21 protein-coding genes are annotated in these 16,468 nt (G+C 64.2%); 4 read left to right on the forward strand and 17 right to left on the reverse strand.

The window, feature by feature from the left end; genetic code table 11:
- Positions 1 to 19: 19 nt before the first annotated feature.
- The gene (locus ACZYZ3_RS02165) at positions 20 to 913 is read left to right on the forward strand and encodes a sensor histidine kinase (protein ID WP_463962228.1); all 894 of its coding nucleotides are present in this window, start codon (positions 20 to 22) and stop codon (positions 911 to 913) included.
- Between the two features lie 21 nt (positions 914 to 934).
- On the opposite strand, the gene ACZYZ3_RS02170 is transcribed toward ACZYZ3_RS02165, so the two are convergent.
- The 8 genes from ACZYZ3_RS02170 to ACZYZ3_RS02205 all read right to left on the reverse strand — a co-directional run bounded on the left by ACZYZ3_RS02170 (position 935) and on the right by ACZYZ3_RS02205 (position 6,271).
- On the reverse strand, positions 935 to 1,825 hold the full coding sequence (locus tag ACZYZ3_RS02170; protein WP_463962229.1) for a tRNA pseudouridine synthase A: 891 nt from the start codon (positions 1,823 to 1,825) through the stop codon (positions 935 to 937).
- Between the two features lie 32 nt (positions 1,826 to 1,857).
- Positions 1,858 to 2,532: a 50S ribosomal protein L17, sunset domain variant gene (rplQ, locus tag ACZYZ3_RS02175; RefSeq protein ID WP_463962230.1), complete on the reverse strand. Its 675-nt coding sequence runs from the start codon at positions 2,530 to 2,532 to the stop codon at positions 1,858 to 1,860.
- A gap of 77 nt (positions 2,533 to 2,609) precedes the next feature.
- Positions 2,610 to 3,620, reverse strand: coding sequence for a DNA-directed RNA polymerase subunit alpha (locus tag ACZYZ3_RS02180; RefSeq protein ID WP_024366109.1), 1,011 nt, complete (start codon positions 3,618 to 3,620; stop codon positions 2,610 to 2,612).
- Positions 3,621 to 3,752: 132 nt separating this feature from the next.
- A complete protein-coding gene (rpsK, locus tag ACZYZ3_RS02185) occupies positions 3,753 to 4,154 on the reverse strand; it encodes a 30S ribosomal protein S11 (protein WP_018773682.1) in 402 nt (133 codons plus the stop codon).
- A gap of 41 nt (positions 4,155 to 4,195) precedes the next feature.
- On the reverse strand, positions 4,196 to 4,570 hold the full coding sequence (rpsM, locus tag ACZYZ3_RS02190; protein ID WP_024366110.1) for a 30S ribosomal protein S13: 375 nt from the start codon (positions 4,568 to 4,570) through the stop codon (positions 4,196 to 4,198).
- Positions 4,571 to 4,754: 184 nt separating this feature from the next.
- Positions 4,755 to 4,868, reverse strand: a complete 114-nt coding sequence (rpmJ, locus tag ACZYZ3_RS02195; protein WP_009358722.1) for a 50S ribosomal protein L36 — start codon at positions 4,866 to 4,868, stop codon at positions 4,755 to 4,757.
- Between the two features lie 68 nt (positions 4,869 to 4,936).
- On the reverse strand, positions 4,937 to 5,158 hold the full coding sequence (gene infA, locus ACZYZ3_RS02200; protein WP_011775571.1) for a translation initiation factor IF-1: 222 nt from the start codon (positions 5,156 to 5,158) through the stop codon (positions 4,937 to 4,939).
- A gap of 177 nt (positions 5,159 to 5,335) precedes the next feature.
- On the reverse strand, positions 5,336 to 6,271 hold the full coding sequence (locus ACZYZ3_RS02205; RefSeq protein WP_463962231.1) for a P1 family peptidase: 936 nt from the start codon (positions 6,269 to 6,271) through the stop codon (positions 5,336 to 5,338).
- A 266-nt stretch (positions 6,272 to 6,537) separates the two neighbouring features.
- Here ACZYZ3_RS02205 and ACZYZ3_RS02210 point away from each other — a divergent pair, with 266 nt between their 5' ends.
- The 3 genes from ACZYZ3_RS02210 to ACZYZ3_RS02220 all read left to right on the forward strand — a co-directional run bounded on the left by ACZYZ3_RS02210 (position 6,538) and on the right by ACZYZ3_RS02220 (position 9,814).
- Positions 6,538 to 7,488 carry a carbohydrate ABC transporter permease gene (locus tag ACZYZ3_RS02210; RefSeq protein ID WP_463962232.1) on the forward strand — a complete coding sequence of 317 codons (951 nt, stop codon included), beginning with the start codon at positions 6,538 to 6,540 and terminating at the stop codon, positions 7,486 to 7,488.
- Positions 7,485 to 8,399: a carbohydrate ABC transporter permease gene (locus tag ACZYZ3_RS02215; RefSeq protein ID WP_463962233.1), complete on the forward strand. Its 915-nt coding sequence runs from the start codon at positions 7,485 to 7,487 to the stop codon at positions 8,397 to 8,399. Before ACZYZ3_RS02210 ends, ACZYZ3_RS02215 begins: the two co-directional genes overlap by 4 nt.
- Positions 8,400 to 8,467: 68 nt before the next feature.
- Positions 8,468 to 9,814: an ABC transporter substrate-binding protein gene (locus ACZYZ3_RS02220; RefSeq protein ID WP_463962234.1), complete on the forward strand. Its 1,347-nt coding sequence runs from the start codon at positions 8,468 to 8,470 to the stop codon at positions 9,812 to 9,814.
- A gap of 838 nt (positions 9,815 to 10,652) precedes the next feature.
- On the opposite strand, the gene map is transcribed toward ACZYZ3_RS02220, so the two are convergent.
- The 9 genes from map to rpsH form a co-directional block, all read right to left on the reverse strand.
- On the reverse strand, positions 10,653 to 11,480 hold the full coding sequence (gene map / locus ACZYZ3_RS02225; protein WP_463962235.1) for a type I methionyl aminopeptidase: 828 nt from the start codon (positions 11,478 to 11,480) through the stop codon (positions 10,653 to 10,655).
- A gap of 106 nt (positions 11,481 to 11,586) precedes the next feature.
- Positions 11,587 to 12,156: an adenylate kinase gene (locus ACZYZ3_RS02230; protein ID WP_463962236.1), complete on the reverse strand. Its 570-nt coding sequence runs from the start codon at positions 12,154 to 12,156 to the stop codon at positions 11,587 to 11,589.
- Between the two features lie 5 nt (positions 12,157 to 12,161).
- Positions 12,162 to 13,472, reverse strand: coding sequence for a preprotein translocase subunit SecY (secY, locus tag ACZYZ3_RS02235; RefSeq protein ID WP_463962237.1), 1,311 nt, complete (start codon positions 13,470 to 13,472; stop codon positions 12,162 to 12,164).
- 184 nt (positions 13,473 to 13,656) lie between these two features.
- Positions 13,657 to 14,148, reverse strand: a complete 492-nt coding sequence (gene rplO, locus ACZYZ3_RS02240; RefSeq protein WP_463962238.1) for a 50S ribosomal protein L15 — start codon at positions 14,146 to 14,148, stop codon at positions 13,657 to 13,659.
- Positions 14,148 to 14,354 (reverse strand): 50S ribosomal protein L30, encoded by a 207-nt coding sequence (gene rpmD / locus ACZYZ3_RS02245; RefSeq protein ID WP_307460552.1) that lies wholly within the window; start codon positions 14,352 to 14,354, stop codon positions 14,148 to 14,150. Before rpmD ends, rplO begins: the two co-directional genes overlap by 1 nt.
- Before the next feature lies 1 nt (position 14,355).
- Positions 14,356 to 15,039, reverse strand: a complete 684-nt coding sequence (gene rpsE / locus ACZYZ3_RS02250) for a 30S ribosomal protein S5 (RefSeq protein WP_301226746.1) — start codon at positions 15,037 to 15,039, stop codon at positions 14,356 to 14,358.
- A gap of 26 nt (positions 15,040 to 15,065) precedes the next feature.
- Positions 15,066 to 15,449 (reverse strand): 50S ribosomal protein L18, encoded by a 384-nt coding sequence (gene rplR / locus ACZYZ3_RS02255; protein ID WP_307460555.1) that lies wholly within the window; start codon positions 15,447 to 15,449, stop codon positions 15,066 to 15,068.
- A 2-nt stretch (positions 15,450 to 15,451) separates the two neighbouring features.
- Positions 15,452 to 15,988, reverse strand: a complete 537-nt coding sequence (gene rplF / locus ACZYZ3_RS02260) for a 50S ribosomal protein L6 (RefSeq protein WP_226760328.1) — start codon at positions 15,986 to 15,988, stop codon at positions 15,452 to 15,454.
- 18 nt (positions 15,989 to 16,006) lie between these two features.
- Positions 16,007 to 16,405: a 30S ribosomal protein S8 gene (gene rpsH / locus ACZYZ3_RS02265; RefSeq protein ID WP_056425243.1), complete on the reverse strand. Its 399-nt coding sequence runs from the start codon at positions 16,403 to 16,405 to the stop codon at positions 16,007 to 16,009.
- Between the last annotated feature and the right edge of the window lie 63 nt (positions 16,406 to 16,468).

Genomic DNA, 16,468 nt, shown 5'->3' on the forward strand with positions numbered 1-16,468 from the left:
AGGAAGGGGCGCGGCTTCATTGAGTAAACAGCAACTGGTCCGGAACCCGGAAGGATTCTTTGCGGGGATGCCGCGGCGGGCGCAGCTGGCTCTCGAGCGGCTGACCGGGTCCCGGGAGGCCGAGCTGCGTTCCCTGCTCGCGGACAGCGGCGAACGCGAACGGCTGCTCACCGACGAGGTCACCGCGCTTGCCGATGCGCTGTTGGCCAAGGACAGTCTTGTCTCCACTGTCTCGCACGAATTCCGCACCCCATTGACCTCGATCATCGGCAACCTGGACCTGGTCCTCGGCGAATCTGCAGAGCTCTCCCCCGCCACCGTGCGCCGGATCCAAGTCGCGCAGCGGAACGCCGAACGGTTGCTGGCCCTGGTCTCGGACCTGCTGATGTCCGCCGACACAGCGGCGCCCGTCCACCCGCGCCGGACCGATCTGGCCAGCCTGGTCGAAGCGAGCCTTGGCTCGGCCCAGGCCCACGCCCAGGCAGCCAGGGTCTCGCTGTCCACGGACCTTCCGGCTGCGCTCTGGGCCGAGGTGGATCCGCTGCGGATCAGCCAGGCCCTCGACAACCTCGTCTCCAACGCCATCAAATATTCGCCCGACGGAGGCACCGTCCACGTCTCCGCCAGCTCCGAGGGAGGGCGGGTGCTGCTGCACGTGAAGGACGACGGAATGGGCATGACAGCCGCCGACGCCGGACGGGTCTTCACCCGCTTCTTCCGCAGCCCCGCAGTCCGCGAGGGCCCGATCCCCGGAGCCGGGCTGGGGCTGGCCATCACGAAAGCAATCGTAGAACGGCACGGCGGCTCCATTTCCTGCAGCACGGCTCCCGGCTGCGGGAGCACCTTCACCCTGGAGCTTCCCGTCCATGCGGCGCCAGCACCAGATCACGAGGCGGCGCCGCCGGCCTTCTAGGTCCGGCGGACGCTGGCGGCGCTACTGGCGCAAAGCGCGCGTCAGCTCGGCCCTGGCCAGCAGCCCGCTGGCCGAGGGATAGGCCACCTCTTCCAGCACCAGCGGATGCGGGGCGGCCAGCACGGACTTGGCGTCCCGCTGCCGGGTGATCAGGCGTTCGTGCAGCCAGCCGGGCGCCTCGATGCCGGCCCCCACAAACAACGCCGACCCCACGAGCGAGCGGACCATGTTGTGGCAGAACGCATCGGCCTGGACGGTGGCCACCAGGACGCCGTCGGCGCCGCGGGCGAACTCGAAACGCTGGAGTTCCCGGATGGTTGTGGCGCCTTCCCGCGGCTTGCAGTAGGACCGGAAATCCTGCAGTCCCAGCAGTTGGGAGGCACCTTCGTTGAGCAGTCCGACGTCGAGCGGTTCCTGATGCCACAGCGTGGAAGTACGGCCCAGCGGATCCCAGAGGAGCGGGCCGTCGGCGATCCGGTAGCTGTAGCGGCGCCAGAGCGCGGAGAACCGCGCGTCGAAGCCCTTGGGCGCGGCGGTGACCTTGTGGACCTCGATGGACCCGGTGAGGTTGCCCAGCCCGCGGCTGAGGGCGCCGCGGAGCCGCCGCAGCAGCGCGACGGCGGGGTCCAGTTCCACGCCGCGGTTCAGGCCCAGCCACTCTGCCTCCGTGAAGTCCACGTGGACCACCTGGCCTCGGGCGTGCACCCCGGCGTCGGTCCGGCCGGCGACGGTCACGCGGATCGGGCGGCGGATGAGCAACGCCAGGGCCTCCTCCAGGGTGCCCTGGACGGTCCGCCGTCCGGGCTGGACGGCCCACCCGCTGAAGGGCCCGCCGTCGTACGCAAGATCAAGCCGGACACGCAAAAACCCGCTGCCCCCTCTAACGGGCGCAGCGGGTTTTGGCTCGTTCATAGACTTCAGCCTACTCCGGAAAGAAGGCGAGACTACTCAGCGTCGCCAGCCTGCGCAGCGTCGCCGCCGGCAGGGGCGAAGCCGGCAGCTGCTGCCGATTCTGCGGAGTCGAACCAGACTTCAGCAACCGTTTCGTTGTACCAGCGGGAGCCCGGAACGTGGAACTTCATGGAGTCCTCGTTGCCCTTGACAGCGAAGCCCTCAGGAGCAGCATTGTCCGCGGTGGCAGGCTTGGAGCCGGCGTACTTGGACTCAGCGGCCTCGGCCTCGACGGGAGCTTCCTCGGCAGCCGGAGCAGCCTTGGCCGCAGCCTGGGTAGCCTCGGCTACCACTGCCTGCTTGGCGGAAACCGGCTCGAGAACCAGTTCGATGACAGCCATGGGAGCGTTGTCGCCCTTGCGGTTGCCGATCTTGGTGATGCGGGTGTAGCCGCCGTTACGGTTCTCCACTGCCTGGGCAATGTCGGTGAACAGCTCGTGGACGATGCCCTTGTCGCTGATCAAGCCGAGTACTCGGCGGCGCGAAGCCAGGTCGCCACGCTTGGCGAAAGTCACCAGGCGCTCGGCGTACGGCTTCAGTCGCTTGGCCTTGGTCACCGTGGTGGTGATCCGCTTGTGCTCGAACAGTGCGGCGGAGAGGTTCGCGAGCATGAGACGCTCGTGACTCGCTCCGCCTCCGAGGCGCGGACCCTTAGCGGGGGTAGGCATAATAGTTTCTCCTCATATGGAAGCCGTTCGGCTGCGCACACTGTGGTGCATTCAGCCGGCCGGCCAAGATCTGTTTGTTAGAGCTCGTCGTCGCTGAAAGCGGCGTCGTCCTCTTCAATTGCTGCGGCGCGTGCTGCGAGGTCAAAACCGGGAGGCGAGTCCTTGAGGGACAGGCCCAGTTCAACCAGCTTTGCCTTGACCTCATCGATGGACTTCGCACCGAAGTTACGGATGTCCATGAGGTCGGCCTCGGAGCGGGCCACGAGTTCACCCACGGTGTGGATGCCCTCACGCTTGAGGCAGTTGTAGGAACGGACGGTAAGGTCCAGATCCTCGATCGGCAGGGCCATGTCTGCTGCCAGGGCAGCATCCGTCGGCGACGGGCCAATCTCGATACCTTCAGCTGCGGTGTTCAGCTCGCGGGCCAGACCGAACAGTTCCACCAGGGTGGTACCTGCCGAAGCAACGGCATCGCGCGGGGCGATAGCCTGCTTGGTCTCGACGTCGACAATCAGCTTGTCGAAGTCAGTGCGCTGCTCAACACGGGTTGCTTCCACGCGGAAAGTAACCTTCAGGACCGGCGAGTAGATCGAGTCGACCGGAATGCGGCCGATCTCGGAGTCGCCGGACTTGTTCTGAGCTGCCGAAACGTAGCCGCGGCCGCGCTCGATGGTCAGTTCGAGTTCGAACTTGCCCTTCGAGTTCAGCGTGGCAATGTGCAGATCCGGGTTGTGGAATTCGACGCCGGCCGGCGGAGCGATGTCCGCGGCGGTGACGACTCCCGGGCCCTGCTTGCGCAGGTAAGCAACAACCGGCTCGTCGTGCTCGGAGGAAACCGACAGGTTCTTGATGTTCAGGATGATCTCGGTGACATCTTCCTTGACACCCGGAACCGTGGTGAACTCGTGCAGCACGCCATCGATCCGGATGCTCGTGACAGAGGCACCGGGGATGGAGGAGAGCAGGGTACGGCGGAGGGAGTTTCCGAGGGTGTAACCGAAACCGGGCTCCAGCGGTTCAATAATGAAACGGGAGCGGTTGTCAGAGACGACCTCTTCGGAGAGGGTGGGGCGCTGTGCAATGAGCACTTAGGTTTCCTTTCGGCGAGCATCCGCTATATGACGCAACACAGGTGGTGGAAAGATCGGTCTGAGACTTAACGCGGCTGGGCTTGCCCGGACCCGCGAAGGTCCGGGCAAGCACCGGTGCGTTGGAAAGCCTTAGACGCGGCGGCGCTTCGGCGGACGGCAGCCGTTGTGGGCGCTGGGGGTTACATCCTGGATGGATCCAACCTCGAGGCCAGCGGCCTGGAGTGAACGGATTGCCGTTTCGCGTCCAGAACCCGGGCCCTTGACGAATACGTCAACCTTGCGCATGCCGTGCTCCTGCGCACGCTTTGCGGCGGCTTCGGCGGCCATCTGGGCTGCGAACGGGGTGGACTTACGTGAGCCCTTGAAGCCGACCTCACCGGACGAAGCCCAGGAGATGACAGCACCGTTCGGGTCTGTGATGGACACGATGGTGTTGTTAAAGGTGCTCTTGATGTGCGCCTGGCCCAGCGCGATATTCTTTTTGTCCTTCTTACGCGGCTTGCGAACCGCGCCACGAGTCTTCGGGGGCATTATTTCTCCTACAGAAAGTTATCGGGGGGAAGACGAGCGGTTTAGCGCGTCTTCTTCTTGCCTGCAACGGTGCGCTTCGGACCCTTGCGGGTACGTGCGTTCGTCTTCGTACGCTGTCCGCGCACTGGCAGGCCCTTACGGTGGCGAATACCTTCGTAGCTGCCGATTTCAACCTTGCGGCGGATATCTGCTGCTACTTCGCGGCGAAGGTCACCCTCAACCTTGTAGTTGCCTTCAATGTAATCACGCAGCTGGACGAGCTCGGCGTCGGACAGGTCCTTGACCCGAACGTCCGCGCTGATGCCGGTGGCAGCCAGGGTTTCGTGTGCACGGGTCTTGCCCACGCCGTAGATGTAAGTAAGCGCAATTTCCAACCGCTTTTCGCGGGGAATGTCTACGCCAGCGAGACGAGCCATAGAGGCAGTGCTCCTTGAATAAACCGGAGGTCGTAGGCAGAACACCCGCACAATCCGTGCGGCCCCAGCCTCCGACCGGGGGTTGGCTGTCCGGACTCGTTCTAGCTCAGTGTCCCAGATCAGCTTGTGCTGCCTTTTATTTACTTGCGTGGGTTAGCAACCCAGGATTTCCCGAAGAGGGAAATTAGCCCTGGCGCTGCTTGTGGCGCGGGTTCTCGCAGATCACCATGACCCGGCCATTACGGCGGATCACTTTGCACTTTTCGCAGATCTGCTTGACGCTCGGCTTGACCTTCATGGCGTTCCTTTGCGTGTTGCAGTGGTCAGCTGGACCGGCCTTCGGCTATTGCTCTGGCCGCCCAGTGTTTACTTGTAGCGGTATACGATACGACCACGTGTCAGGTCGTACGGGCTCAGCTCCACCACTACCCGGTCCTCAGGGAGAATCCTGATGTAGTGCTGGCGCATCTTTCCAGAGATGTGTGCCAGAACGACGTGCTTGTTGGTGAGCTCAACGCGAAACATCGCGTTAGGCAGCGCCTCAGTCACAACGCCCTCGATCTCAATGACCCCGTCCTTCTTGGCCATACCCTCCGCTAACTGTTGTTTGCCGCAGCCCTTCGGCTTGCACCGGAAATCACCGCGGACGTTTTTGATTGATTGGCTGATGCCTCCCGGTCCCAAAAGGGCACAACAGGGCAGACAACCAACAGACAACATTACGCCATTACGGCCCGAATGTTAAATCCAGCAAGCGTAGCGCACTCAGCGTCCGTATGCACCAAATTCGCCCGCCGGCGTGCTCACGGCCTCCGCACAGGCGATCCCATCCAGGATGGCCAGACGCACGACGTCGGCTGCCGCGCTCTGCAAGGTGATGAGGCCCGCCTGCCGGGCGGCCTCGCTGCTGCGGTCGAGTGCGAGCGCGCCGGTGGCGAGGCAGAAGACGGTGTCCCCGTCCGCGAGGGTGTGGCTGGGGTTCAGCGCCCGGGCCAGCCCGGCGTGGGCGGCCGACGCGGTGCGTTTGCATTCGGCTTTGTCCAGGATCGCGTTCGTGGCGACGACGACAAGGGTGGTGTTGAGCGCGGGCGGCGGCGGTTGTGCAGGTTCCGGCTGCTGCTGCGATGTGCTGAAGGGCAGTCCCAGGGCGTTGACGACCGCCAGGGCCCCGACGACGACTCCGTTGTCCAGGGTGATGGAGGCTGTGCCTACTCCCCCTTTGTACGTCCCCCTGCCGATGAGGGCTCCGGTGCCGGCGCCGACATTGCCCCGTTCGACGTCGTGCTCGACCTTGCGGGCGGCGGCGTCCGCGATGGCCGCGTAGCCCATGGCCGCGTCCGGGCGGGCGGCGAAGTCCCCGCCGCGGCCGAGGTCGAAAATGGCGGCCGCCGGGACAATCGGCACCACGCCGCCGGTCACGGCGAACCCCCGGCCGTTCTCCTCGCACCAGCGCTGGGCGCCGTGCGCCGCGGCGAGCCCGAAGGCGCTTCCCCCGGTGAGCACGACGGCGTCGACCCTCCGGGTCAGGGTCGTGGGGTCCAGGGCATCGGTTTCATGGGTCCCGGGCCCGCCGCCGCGGACGTCGACGGAACCCACCGTCCCGGCCGGGGGCAGCACCACTGTCACCCCGCTCAGCCAGCCCCCACCCGTCCGGCCGGCGTGGCCCACCCTCAGGCCCGGCACATCAGTAATCGCAGTCATGGCTCCATTGTGCTCCCCGACGCCGGCAACAGCCCCGCTGAGTCTTTCTAACGACTTGAAGAATCGCGCCGGGATGTCTGTGGTCCAAACGATCGTTATGTAATACTGCATGCAACACAGCGTGAACGGGCAACGAAGCCTTGGACAACAAAGCTCTACTGGTGTCTGGTGCGGGGTTCTGCCCACCAACCATGTGGTGAAGTGATAGCAACGTATCCCCGCCCACCCGCCTGCCCCCGGCCGGCACGGACCCGTTAGAGACCTGAATGACGCGACAATTGACCGACCGGCCCCGCGCCGTCGTCGAGGCTAAACCGGCCGCGGCGCCGCGTGCCCGCTGGTCATCCAGAACCCGCCGGGACTTCTTCGTCTTCCTGGCCCTGGCCCTGCCGAACCTGCTCCTGATTGCGGTGTTCACCTACCTCCCGCTTTTCAACAACATCTACTACTCCACCCTTGACTGGACGCTGGGTTCCGCCTCGGCCACGGTGGTGGGCCTCGATAACTACGTCACGTTCTTCACGAGTTCGGACGCCACCAAGGTGCTGGGCACCACTGCTATTTTCACCCTCGTCACAGTCGGCGGGTCCATGGTCCTGGGCCTGCTGGTGGCCCTGGCCCTGAACTCCAAAATCCGCGGGACGACGTTCGCCCGCTCAGCTGTTTTCGCCCCGTACGTGCTCAGCGGCGTCGGCGTCGGCCTTGTCTGGCTGTTCATTTTCGATCCCGGCTACGGGGTGCTCGCCTGGCTGCTGCGTGGCCTCGGCCAGCAGAGTCCGCAGTGGATCAACGATCCCCAGCTGTCTCTGGTCATGGTCATGATCGTCTACGTCTGGAAAAACCTGGGCTACTGCGCCGTCGTCTACCTCGCCGGGCTGCAGTCGCTCCCGCAGGATGTCATGGAGGCCGCGTCACTCGACGGGGCGAATGGCTTCAAGCGCTTCGTGACCATGTCCCTGCCGTTGCTCTCCCCCACCACGTTCTTCCTGCTCATCACCACCATGCTCAGCTCCCTGCAGGCGTTTGACCTGATCCGGATCATGACCCCGCTGGGCAACGGCACCAGCACGCTGATCTACGAGGCCTACCTCCAGGCCTTCGGGGCCTTCAACCGGGCCGGCTACTCGGCGGCCATCTCCGTGATCCTGTTCGCCATCCTGCTCATCATCACCGTGCTGCAGCTACGGTTCGTCGAACGGAAGGTGCACTACTCGTGAGCCTGCTCTCTCCCGTCAGCCCTGACCCCGCCGCCGGCGCAGAGCCCCCGATCCCCCTGCACCGTCACCGGCCGTTCTCGCGGGCCAACCTGACCCAGACCATCGCCGGCGGCTATCTTCCGCTGATCCTCAGCACCCTGGTGGTATTCCTGCCGCTGCTGTGGATGGTGCTGAGCTCCTTCAAGCAGCCCGGCGAAATCATCACCATGGACTTGAAGATCCTGCCTGAAAGCCTGAACCTCGAGAACTACAACATCGCCATGACAACGGTCCCGTTCGCGCAGTTCTTTATGAACAGCCTGATCGTCACCTCCGTCGGCGCCACCATCAAGGTCCTCCTGGCCATCCTGACCGCCTACGCGCTCGTGTTTGTCCGATTCCCGTACAAGAACGTCATCTTCGTGCTGATCCTGGTGGCCCTGATGGTCCCCCCGCAGGTGTCCATCCTGCCCAACTACATCCTGATCGCAGGGATGGGCGGCAAGAACACCCTGTGGGGCATCATCCTCCCGGGCCTGGGTACGGCGTTCGGCACGTTCCTGCTCCGCCAGCACTTCATGACGCTGCCCGCGTCCATCCTGGAATCGGCCGAGATCGACGGCGCCGGGCACTGGCGCCGCCTCTGGCAGATCGTGGCGCCGGTCTCCGGACCGTCGATCGCCACGGTGGCCCTGGTCGTCGTCGTGAGCGAATGGAACGACTACATCTGGCCGCTCATCATCACGGACCGACCCGAGACGATGACGCTGCCGGTCGGCCTGACACTGCTGCAGAACTCCGAGGGCAACGGCTCCGGCTGGGGCATCCTGATGGCCGGCGCCGTGCTGGTGATAGTCCCCATCCTGCTGGTCTTCGCGGCGCTGCAGCGGTACATCGTGGCCGGCCTCACCCAGGGCAGCGTCACCGGGTGACGGCGCCTTCGACAGCTTCAACTCCAACACAGCCATTCAACGAGTCAGCATCATCGAGAGGATCCACCATGGCATTGAATCTTGACCGCAGGCACTTCCTGGGACTGGCAGGTGCCGGCGCCGGCGCCGCCGCACTGTCGGCATGCGGGGGCCCGTCCACCGCAGGCCCCGCATCTGCGACCGCGGCCGCGGACATCGACTTCAGCGGCGTCAAGCCCGCAGCCTCCTTCGATTTCTGGTCCAACCACCCGGGCAAGTCCCAGGACGTGGAGAAGGCCATTATCGAGAAGTTCCATGCCCAGTTCCCGGAGATCAAGGTCAAGCTGGTCACCGCCGGGGCGAACTATGAGGAAATCGCCCAGAAGTTCCAGACCTCGCAGGCCGCGAAGTCCGGTCTTCCTGGCCTCGTGGTGCTCTCGGATGTCTGGTGGTTCCGGTACTACTCCAACGGCAATATCATCGCCCTGGACAGCCTGCTCAAGCAGCTCGACGTCAAGGTCGATGATTTCCAGAAGTCCCTCATCGCGGATTACCAGTACGAGGACAAGCAGTGGGCGCTCCCCTACGGCCGGTCCACCCCGCTGTTCTATTACAACAAGGACCACTTCAAGGCCGCCGGGCTCCCGGACCGCGCCCCCAAGACGTGGCAGGAGTTTGCCGAGTGGGCGCCCAAGCTGAAGGCCAGCTCCGGCGCCCAGTACGCCTACATCTACCCGGCGCTGGCCGGCTATGCAGGCTGGACGCTGCAGAACAACCTCTGGGGCTGGGGCGGCAGCTGGTCCGACGAGTGGAAGTTCAACTGCGATTCGGCCGAGTCGGTAGCCGCACTGCAGTGGGCCCAGGACTCGATCTTCAAGGACAAGTGGGCCGGGGTCTCGTCCAAGGAAGCTGCCGATGACTTTGCCGCGGGAATCACCTCGTCAACGATTTCCTCGACGGGTTCCCTGCTGGGGGTCCTGAAGTCCGCGAAGTTCAACGTGGGCGTCGGCTACCTGCCGGGCGGCCCGAAGAACGAAAGCCCGGTGTGCCCCACCGGCGGCGCAGGACTGGGCATTCCCAGCGGCGTCAGCAAGGAAGTGCAGCTCGCCGCCGCCACCTTCCTGAAGTTCATGACGGAACCGGAGAACACGGCCCAGTTCTCCGCGGCCACCGGATACATGCCCACCCGCACCTCGGCCGACATGACCGCCGTGCTGGCAAAGACCCCGCAGATCAAGACCGCCATGGACCAGCTTGCCGTGACCCGCGTGCAGGACAACGCGCGCGTGTTCCTGCCGGGCGCGGACCAGGAGATGGCCAAGTCCGCCGCGGCGATCCTCACCCAGCAGGGCGACGTCCAGGCCACCATGACGGCGCTCAAGGCCACCCTGGAAGGCATCTACACCAAAGACGTGAAGCCTAAGCTCAAGAGCTGACGGCGCGCACGGTCTCTGCCGCGACGACGAATCCCTGGCACTGCTGGTTCTCCTCCAGCAGTGCCAGGGATTCTTCGCATCTCAGGCCATGGTGCGCCCCGCCGCGGTAGCGCGCCGAAGTTGCTGCTCGCCGTAGTTGGTGCTCGCCGTAGTTGGTGCGAGGCGCTGGCGATGCGCGTCGCCGGCGCCGAAGTGCGTCGCGTGCGCGTCGTCCGCGGTTGTGCGCAGCCGACGTGTGAGCCGGGGCTTAGGGGATCGGGACGGGCACAACGCCGAGAGGGCCCAATTTCGCGGCACCAATCTTCCGCCGACGCGCGCAATCCCTGACGCTGCCGTATTCCGGCGTCGCCAGGGCTTCTTCGCATCCCCGGCGCCGAAGCGCGTCGCGAGTGCGTCGCGTGCGCCTCCTCCGCGGTTGTGCGCAGCCGACGTGTGAGCCGGGGCACAAAGGATCGGGACGGGCACGACGCCGAGCGGACCCAATTTCGCGGCGCCAATCTCCCGCCGACGCGCGAAATCCCTGACGCTGCCGTATTCCGGCGTCGCCAGGGCTTCTTCGCATCCCCGGCGCCGAAGCGCGTCGCGAGTGCGTCGCGTGCGCCTCGTCCGCGGTTGTGCGCATCCGACGTGTGAGCCGGCGCCTAAGGGATCGGGACGGGCACGACGCCGAGAGGGCCCAATTTCGCGGCGCCAATCTTCCGCCGACGCGCGAAATGCCTGACGCTGCCGTATTCCGGCGTCGCCAGGGCTTCTTCGCATCCCCGGCGCCGAAGCGCGTCGCGAGTGCGTCGCGTGCGCCTCGTCCGCGGTTGTGCGCATCCGACGTGTGAGCCGGCGCCTAAGGGATCGGGACGGGTACGACGCCGAGCGGGGCCAGCTTCGCGGCTCCCCCGTCGGGCGCAGAGAGCACCCAGATGCCCTTGTCATGGACCGCCACGGAATGCTCCCACTGGCAGGAGCGCTTGCCGTCGGTGGTCACCACGGTCCAGTCGTCCTCCAGCACGGCCGTTTCGATGCCGCCGCGCACCAGCATCGGTTCGATGGCCAGGCACAGCCCCGGGCGGATCTTCGGCCCGCGGTGGTTGGTGCGGTAATTCGGGACGTCCGGGGCCATATGCATTTCGGAACCGATCCCGTGGCCGACGTAGTCCTCCAGGATGCCCAAGGCCTTGCCGGGCACGGAGGTGACATAGTCGTCCACGGCGTTGCCGATGTCGCCGATAAACTTGCCGGTCGCCAGCGCGGCAATCCCGTGCCACATGGCGGCCTCGGTGACGTCGGAGAGCCGCTGGTCCTCCGGGTCCGCGGTGCCCACGATCACGGTGCGGGCGGAGTCGGAGTGCCAGCCGCCCAGGATCGCGCCGCCGTCGATCGAGAGGATGTCCCCGTCCTGCAAGACACGCCCCCCGGGGATGCCGTGTACGACCTCCTCATTGACCGAGGTGCAGATCGAGGCGGGGAAGCCGTGATAGCCCAGGAAATTCGATGTGGCACCGGCCTCCTTAAGCACCGCGGCGAACACGGCGTCAAGGTCCTTGGTGGTCTTCCCCGGCGCGGCGGCCCCAACCGCGGCGTCGAGTGCCCTGCTGAGGACGAGCCCGGCCTCATGCATGGAACGCATCTGGGCGTTGGTCTTGTATTCGATGCGTGGCTGGCCGAATGCCATCCGCAACTTCCTTTCAATGGGGCTGTGCCGGCGCGGAAAGACCGCCGGCGAAATGGCTGAGGCCCCTCCCGATCATCCGGGAGGGGCCTCGAGGTTCGCGGGCCGGTCAGGCCGTCTGGGCCTCTTTGATGGCCTGCATAACGCGGTCAGTGACCTCATCGATGCCGCCAATGCCATCAACGCGGGTCAGGATGCCGCGGTCGGCATACTTGGCGACAACAGCCTCCGTCTGGCCGTGGTAAAGGTCAAGGCGGTGCCGGATGACGGCCTCGTTGTCGTCAGTGCGTCCGGTTTCCTTGGCGCGGCCCAGCAGGCGGGCGACGAGTTCCTCGTCGTCGGCCGTGAGCTGCAGGACGACGTCGAGCTTCTGGTCGCCGTCGGCCAGGATCCCGTCGAGGTAGTCCACCTGCGCGGTCGTGCGCGGGTAGCCGTCCAGGAGGAAGCCGTTCTCCACGTCGCCCTCGCCGAGCCGGTCTCGGACCATCTTGTTGGTCACGCTGTCCGGTACAAAGTCGCCCGCGTCCATGTACGTCTTGGCTTCGATGCCCAACGGCGTCTCACCCTTGACGTTGGCGCGGAAGATGTCCCCGGTGGAGATCGCAATCACGCCGAGGCGCTCCGAAATGCGCTCCGCCTGAGTTCCCTTGCCGGAGCCGGGAGGTCCGATAATCAACATTCTCGTCATCGCAAAAGCCCTTCGTAGTGACGCTGCTGTAGCTGCGCATCAATCTGCTTGACGGTCTCCAAACCAACGCCGACCATGATCAGGATCGAAGTGCCACCGAACGGGAAGTTCTGGTTGGCATTGATCAGGACCAGTGCGACCAGCGGAATAAGTGCCACAAAAGCCAGGTAAATAGCACCGGGGAGCGTGATCCTGGCAAGCACATACTGCAGGTAGTCTGCGGTAGGCTTGCCGGCACGGATACCGGGAATGAAGCCGCCGTACTTCTTCATGTTGTCAGAAACTTCTTCAGGGTTGAAAGTGATCGCAACATAGAAGTAAGTGAAGAACACAATCATGGCAAAGTAGAGCACCATGTAGATCGGCTGGTCGCCGCGGACCAGGTTGTTGTTGATCCACTCCACCCAGGGTGCCATCGGCTCGCCGGGCTGGGGCTGGTTGAACTGCGAGATCAGGCCCGGCAGGTACAGCATCGAGGAAGCGAAGATGACGGGCACGACGCCGGCCATGTTCACCTTGATCGGGATGTACGTGCTGGTACCGCCCACGGTCCGCCGGCCAATCATCCGTTTGGCGTACTGCACCGGGACGCGGCGCTGCGACTGCTCCACGAAGACCACCGCGGCCACGGTCAGCAGGCCAATAACCAGGACCATGAAGAAGGTGCCCGGCCCCTGCGAGGTCCAGATGGCGCCGAGCGAGCCCGGGAAGCTGGAAACGATCGAGGTGAAGATGAGCAGCGACATGCCGTTGCCGACACCCTTTTCGGTCACGAGCTCGCCCATCCACATGATGAGGCCGGTGCCGGCCGTCAACGTGATGATGATGAGGATCGTGGTGACGATGCTGTCGTCGGGGATGATCGGCAGCTGGCAGTTCGGCAGCAGCTGGCCGGAGCGTGCGAGCGACACGAGGGTCGTGGCGTTGAGCAGACCTAGGGCGATCGTCAGGTAACGCGTGTACTGCGTCAGCTTCGACTGGCCCGCGGCGCCTTCCTCATACAGCTGCTGGAAGCGGGGAATGACCACCCGGAGCAGCTGGACGATGATACTGGCCGTAATGTACGGCATGATGCCCAGGGCGAAGACGGACACCTGCAGCAATGCACCGCCGCTGAACAGGTTGACGAGCTGGTAGATGCCGCCCGTGGTCTGACCGCTCTGCAAGCATTGCTGGACATTCTGGTAGTTCACACCAGGCGAGGGGATGAAGGCACCCAAGCGGAAGATTGTGATGATTCCCAGCGTGAACAACAACTTGCGTCGCAGATCAGGCGTGCGAAAGGCCCGGCCAAATGCGCTAAGCAAGCGTCCTCCTGATTGATAAGTAAAGTCGTGTGAGATAGGTCAAATAAACCCAACAACCGAGTCTAACGGGTTGACGCGCCCTGCGAACAATCGCAGGGCAGGAAAAAAGAAAAACTCCCGGTACCTAAGGGCCTGAGCCCCGGGTACCGGGAGTTCCACAACGGGCAACTGCCCCGCCGCCTCGTTAGAGGGCGGTGGTGCTTCCGCCTGCTGCAGCAATCTTTTCTGCGGCGCTGGCCGAGAATGCGTGGACGGTGACATCAACCTTGACGGTGATGTCGCCGGTGCCAAGCACCTTGACGGGCTGGTTCTTGCGAACGGCACCCTTTTCGACCAGGTTCTCCACGGTGACTGTGCCACCTTCCGGGAACAGCTCATTGAGCTTGTCCAGGTTTACAACCTGGTACTCAACCCGGAACGGGTTCTTGAAGCCGCGCAGCTTCGGCAGGCGCATGTGCAGCGGCAGCTGGCCGCCGGCAAAGCCAGCCTTGATCTGGTAGCGGGCCTTCGTACCCTTGGTACCACGACCGGCGGTCTTACCCTTGGAGCCTTCGCCACGACCAACACGGGTCTTGGCGGTTTTGGCACCCGGGGCGGGACGCAGGTGGTGAACCTTCAGTGCGTTCTGCTTCTCAGCGGCGCCCTGTGCCTTCTCGGCGGTGTTCTTCTCTGCCATTACTTCGCCTCCTCTACCTTTACCAGGTGCGGAACCGTGTTGAGCATCCCGACGGTCACGGCGTCAGCGGTGCGGACAACGGTGTGTCCGATCCGCTTCAGGCCGAGGGACCGCAGGGTGTCGCGCTGGTTCTGCTTGCCGCCAATAGACGACCTGATCTGAGTGATCTCCAACTTTGCGTCGGAGACAAGCACGTTCTTAGCCAACTCAGACACCTGCCTTCTGGTTCAAAAGCGCCTTCACCATTGCCGGCGGAGCGATCTCGTCGAGCGGGAGGCCGCGGCGTGCTGCCACTGCTGCCGGCTCTTCGAGGCGCTTCAGCGCGTCAACGGTCGCGTGAACGATGTTGATGGCGTTGGAGGAACCGAGCGACTTGGAGAGGATGTCGTGGATGCCCACGCACTCCAGTACTGCACGGACCGGGCCGCCAGCGATAACACCGGTACCGGCAGAAGCCGGACGCAGCATGACGACGCCTGCGGCGGCTTCACCCTGAACGCGGTGCGGGATGGTGCTGCCGATGCGGGGAACGCGGAAGAAGGACTTCTTGGCTTCTTCAACGCCCTTCGCGATGGCGGCGGGAACTTCCTTGGCCTTGCCGTAGCCGACGCCGACCATGCCGTTGCCGTCACCGACGACGACGAGGGCGGTGAAGCTGAAGCGACGACCACCCTTGACGACCTTGGAAACACGGTTGATGGTTACGACGCGCTCTACGAACTGGCTCTTTTCGGCTTCGCGGCCACCATCGCGGCCACCACGGCCACCACGGTCGCCACGGCCCTGGCCGCGGTCGCCACGCTCGCCACGACGAGCAGCGCCACCACGGGCGCCGTCGGTGGTAGCAGGCGCAGCGGTCTCAGTTGCCGGAGCAGCTACAGCTTCAGTCACCTGAATGTCCTTTTCGTTATTTTCGGTCACAGTGACAGCCCACCTTCACGTGCGCCGTCAGCGACGGCGGCGATCCGGCCGTGGTACTTGTTACCACCGCGGTCGAAGACAACAGCTTCGATTCCGGCAGCCTTGGCACGCTCGGCGACGAGCTCGCCAACGCGCTTGGCTTTGGCCGTCTTGTCACCGTCGAATGCACGAAGGTCGGCTTCCAAAGTGGAGGCGCTCGCTACGGTCAGGCCCTGGGTGTCATCGACAACCTGGACGAATACGTGGCGTGCGGAACGGTTGACGACCAGACGAGGACGTACAGCCGTTCCGGAAATGCGCTTGCGGATACGAAGCTGGCGGCGGCTGCGCTGGGCAGACTTGCTCTTGTTCGTACGCTTCTTGTTAATTGCGATCGCCATGGTTACTTACCAGCCTTTCCGACCTTGCGGCGGATGACTTCGCCTGCGTAACGGATGCCCTTGCCCTTGTAGGGGTCCGGCTTCCGCAGCTTGCGAATGTTGGCAGCAACCTCGCCGACCTGCTGCTTGGAGATGCCTGAAACAGAGAGCTTGGTCGGGGTCTCTACTGCAAAGGTGATGCCGTTCGGTGCCGAGATGTTAACCGGGTGGCTGTAGCCCAGAGCGAACTCCAGGTCAGAACCCTTTGCCTGAACGCGGTAACCGGTACCGACGATTTCAAGCTTCTTCTCGTAGCCTGCGGTGACACCCTGGATCATGTTGGCGATCAGGGTGCGGGTCAGGCCGTGCAGCGAGCGTGAGGCGCGCTCGTCGTTCGGGCGGGCGACAGTCAGGGTGCCATCTTCCAGGGAAACCTCGATCGGGCTGGGCACAGTGTGGCTCAGCTCGCCTTTGGAACCCTTGACGTTGACGACGGAGCCGTCAACCTTGACCTCAACGCCGGCAGGAACGGTGATGGGGAGACGTCCAATACGTGACATTATTCTCTTCCTTTCCCGTTACCAGACGTAAGCGAGGACTTCGCCGCCCACGCCCTTCTTGCCGGCCTGCTTGTCAGTCAAGAGGCCGGAAGAGGTGGACAGGATTGCGACACCCAGGCCACCGAGCACGTGCGGCAGGTTGGTGGACTTTGCGTAAACGCGCAGTCCCGGCTTGGAAATACGACGAACGCCAGCGATTGAACGCTCGCGGTTCGGACCGAACTTGAGCTCGAGGGTCAGCTTCTTGCCAACCTCAGCGTCTTCTTCTTTCCAGGAGGCGATGTAACCTTCGGCCTTCAGGATGTCGGCAACGCGTGCCTTGAGCTTGCTGTACGGCATGGACACAGAATCGTGGTATGCCGAGTTTGCGTTGCGCAGACGCGTAAGCATGTCTGCGACGGGATCTGTCATTGTCATGGTGGGCTCTTGCCCTTCCTCATAACGGTTTCCGCCGTGCAGTCATCCCCGAGGGGAAACCGG

The organism is Pseudarthrobacter linnaei (genome assembly GCF_055412825.1).